This window comes from Acidovorax sp. (genome assembly GCF_022763525.1).
GTDB lineage: Bacteria > Pseudomonadota > Gammaproteobacteria > Burkholderiales > Burkholderiaceae_C > Acidovorax.
On sequence record NZ_JALEGG010000113.1, the window covers coordinates 1 to 3207 of the forward strand.

2 protein-coding genes and 1 pseudogene are annotated in these 3207 nt (G+C 69.5%); all 3 read left to right on the forward strand.

What is annotated here, in order from left to right:
• The first annotated feature begins 103 nt into the window (after positions 1-103).
• Positions 104-1684 (forward strand): MFS transporter, encoded by a 1581-nt coding sequence (locus MRY84_RS09140; protein WP_291505417.1) that lies wholly within the window; start codon positions 104-106, stop codon positions 1682-1684.
• A gap of 152 nt (positions 1685-1836) precedes the next feature.
• Entirely contained in the window at positions 1837-2949 is a 1113-nt protein-coding gene (gene hemE, locus MRY84_RS09145) for a uroporphyrinogen decarboxylase (RefSeq protein WP_291505418.1), read from the forward strand.
• Between the two features lie 16 nt (positions 2950-2965).
• Positions 2966-3207, forward strand: a pseudogene (locus MRY84_RS09150) (AraC family transcriptional regulator); the annotation flags it as partial.

Sequence of the window (3207 nt, forward strand, 5' to 3'; positions counted from 1 at the left end):
ACTCCCACCCCCGGGGCGGCGCCATACCCGCGGGGCGCCCCAAGGCGATATGCTGTGCATCCTTAGCATTTGCCCTGGCCCTGCACGGCCAGACAGCCCGCCGATGGCACCATCCACCTCGCTCTGGAGCCCCTTGCGCCAACCCGCCTTCCGCGGGTTGTGGGTCTGCGGGGGGATTTTCTTTGTGGGCAGCGGCATGCAGAGCATGGCGGCGGCCTGGCTCATGGTGGAACTCACCGGGTCGTCCTTCCTGGCCGCGCTGGTGCAGACGGCCGTGTTCATGCCAATGTTCCTGCTGGCGCTGCCCGCCGGCGTGCTGGCCGACACCACCGACCGGCGCCGCCTGATCTCGGGCGCGCTGCTGGCGCAGGTGGGTGCCTGCGCGCTGCTCACGCTGCTGGTGCTGTCGGGCTGGGGTGGCCCAGCGTCCGTGCTGTTCCTGGTGTTCGTCTGCGGCTGCTGTACGGCGGTGCTGACGCCGGCCTGGAACTCCTCGGTCATCGATCCCGTGCCGCGCGACGAATGGCCCCAGGCCATCACCGCCGTGAGCATTGCCTACAACGCGGCGCGCGCCGTGGGGCCTACGCTGGCCGGGCTGGTGTTCGCGAAGCTGGGCGCTGGGTGGGTTTTTGCCGTCACGGTCACGACCACGCTGGTAATGTGGGAGTCCATCCGCCGCTGGCCCCCCAAGGCGCATCCGCCATCCAAGCTGCCGGCCGAGCGTCTGTGGGGGGGCACCTTGAGCGGCCTGCGTTTTGCCTGGCACTCGCGCATCATCCTGGCGCAGCTGGTGCGGGTCATGGCTTTCAGCGCGGCGGGCTCGGCCCTGTGGGCGCTGTTGCCCGTCATCGCGCAGCGCCAGCTGGGCACCGGGGCCGAGGGTTTCGGTTTGCTCATGGGCTGCCTGGGCACCGGGGCGGTGGCCGTGGGCCTAGTGCTCGGGCGCCTGCGGACACGCTTTGGCATGGAGGCCATCGTGGGGGTGGGTGGCGCGGTGTTTGCCATGGCGATGCTGGTGGCCGCGACCACCAAGATCGCCTGGGTGGTCTACGTCGCCCTGCTGTTCGCGGGCGCGTCGTGGATGTCGGCGATGTCGACCTTCAATACCGCCACGCAGGCCAGCGCGCCGCAGTGGGTACGCTCGCGCGCTTTGGCCATGCACATGGTGGCGGCCCTGGGCGCCTTTGCCCTGGGCTCGGCGTTCTGGGGCGCGGTCTCCGATATCGTGGGCCTGGCGCCCACGCTGTACGTGGCCGCCGCACTCATGGGTGCTGGCCTGCTGCTGGCCAAGCCCATGCCGCTGCGCATGGGCGCCCTGCACGAGGTGACCCAGGCCACGCCGTGGGACGAGCTCTTCATCGAAGCCGAGCCCCTGCCCGAGGCCGGCCCCGTGGCCGTGGAGGTGGGCTACCGCATTGCGCCCGGCACCGATGCCGCCTTCCTCGACACCATCAGCCGCATGAAGGCCCCCCGAAGGCGCGATGGCGCCACCTTCTGGCGCGTGTACAAGGACCTGGGCGAGCCCTCGCGCTATGTGGAGCGCTTCATCGTCGAATCGTGGGCCGACTACCTGCACCAGCGCGCCCGGGCCACCATGGCCGATCAGGCGCTGGAGACGGAAGTGCGGGCCTTTCTGGCCCCCGGCGAGACCGCCAGGATGTCGCACTACATCGCTGAAAGATAGTTCTCCTCTGAGCCGCTTCGCGTCCTCCCCCTGAGGGGGACGCACCCTGCGGCCCGGCAGAGCCGCTTCCGCGGGTGCACTGACTTGATGCGCGTCAATCTCTGCCGCCGGATGGGGGGCCGCTCTGGGGGCCGGCCTGCGACAATCAGGCGATGACCTTCGCCCCTCTTTCCAACGACACTTTCCTGCGCGCCTGCCGCCGCCAAGCCACCGACTACACCCCCCTGTGGCTCATGCGCCAGGCGGGGCGCTACCTGCCCGAGTACAAGGCCACGCGCGCCCAGGCGGGCAGCTTCATGGGCCTGGCCACCAACGTGGACTACGCCACCGAGGTCACCCTGCAGCCGCTGGAGCGCTTTCCGCTGGATGCGGCCATTTTGTTCAGCGACATCCTCACCGTGCCCGACGCCATGGGGCTGGGCCTGACCTTTGCCGAGGGTGAAGGCCCCCGTTTTGCCAAGGCGGTGCGCGACGAGACCGCCGTGGCCGAGCTGACCGTGCCCGACATGGACACGCTGCGCTACGTGTTCGATGCCGTCACCAGCATCCGCAAGGCCTTGAACGGCCGCGTGCCGCTCATCGGCTTTTCGGGCAGCCCCTGGACACTGGCTTGCTACATGGTCGAAGGCAAGGGATCGGACGACTACCGCCTGGTCAAGAGCCTGATGTATGCGCGCCCGGACCTCATGCATCGCATCCTGGCCGTGAATGCCGACAGCGTGGCCGCATACCTCAACGCCCAGATCGACGCAGGCGCCCAGGCCGTGATGATCTTTGACAGCTGGGGCGGCGTGCTGGCCGATGGCTGCTTCCAGGAGTTCAGCCTGGCCTACACCAAGCGGGTACTGGCCCAGCTCCAACGCACCGGTGTGGACGGCACGGACGTGCCGCGCATCGTCTTCACCAAGGGCGGCGGCATCTGGCTGGAAGACATGAAGGCGATCGACTGCGAGGTGCTGGGCCTGGACTGGACCGCCAACCTGGGCAAGGCCCGCGCCATCGTGGGCGGCGAGGTTGGCGGCCCCGGCAAGGCGTTGCAGGGCAACATCGACCCCAACGTGTTGTTCGCCCCCCCCGCGCAGATCGTGCAGCAGGTGCACCAGGTGCTGGACAGTTTTGGCAAGCCCCACACCGACCGCAGCACCACCGGTCCCACGCACATCTTCAACCTGGGCCATGGCATCAGCCAGTTCACACCGCCCGAGCATGTGGCGGCGCTGGTCGAGGCAGTGCACAGGCACTCCCGGGCGCAGCGCCGGGGCTGAAAGCCGCCCTTCTGCCATGACGGCAGCGCTGCCCGCATCCGCCCTGCTGGCGCCCCCGCCTGCGCTGGCACACTGCGTGCGCGCCTTCTTCTGGCGCGACCTGGGCCGCCAGCCAACCGGCACGCCAGCCGACACGCGCGTGCCGCCCAGCCCCTACCCCGGCATCATCTGGCTCACGCGGGGCACGGCCCAGCTTGTCGAATGTGCCGGCCAGGCCTCGGCAAAGGCCATGCCGGCCATCACGCTCTCCGGCGCCCA

Bases quoted from the DNA above. Each gene is read 5' to 3' on its own strand.
- MRY84_RS09140 (WP_291505417.1), top strand. From the start codon at position 104: ATGGCACCATCCACCTCGCTCTGGAGCCCCTTGCGCCAACCCGCCTTC.
- hemE (WP_291505418.1), top strand. From the start codon at position 1,837: ATGACCTTCGCCCCTCTTTCCAACGACACTTTCCTGCGCGCCTGCCGC.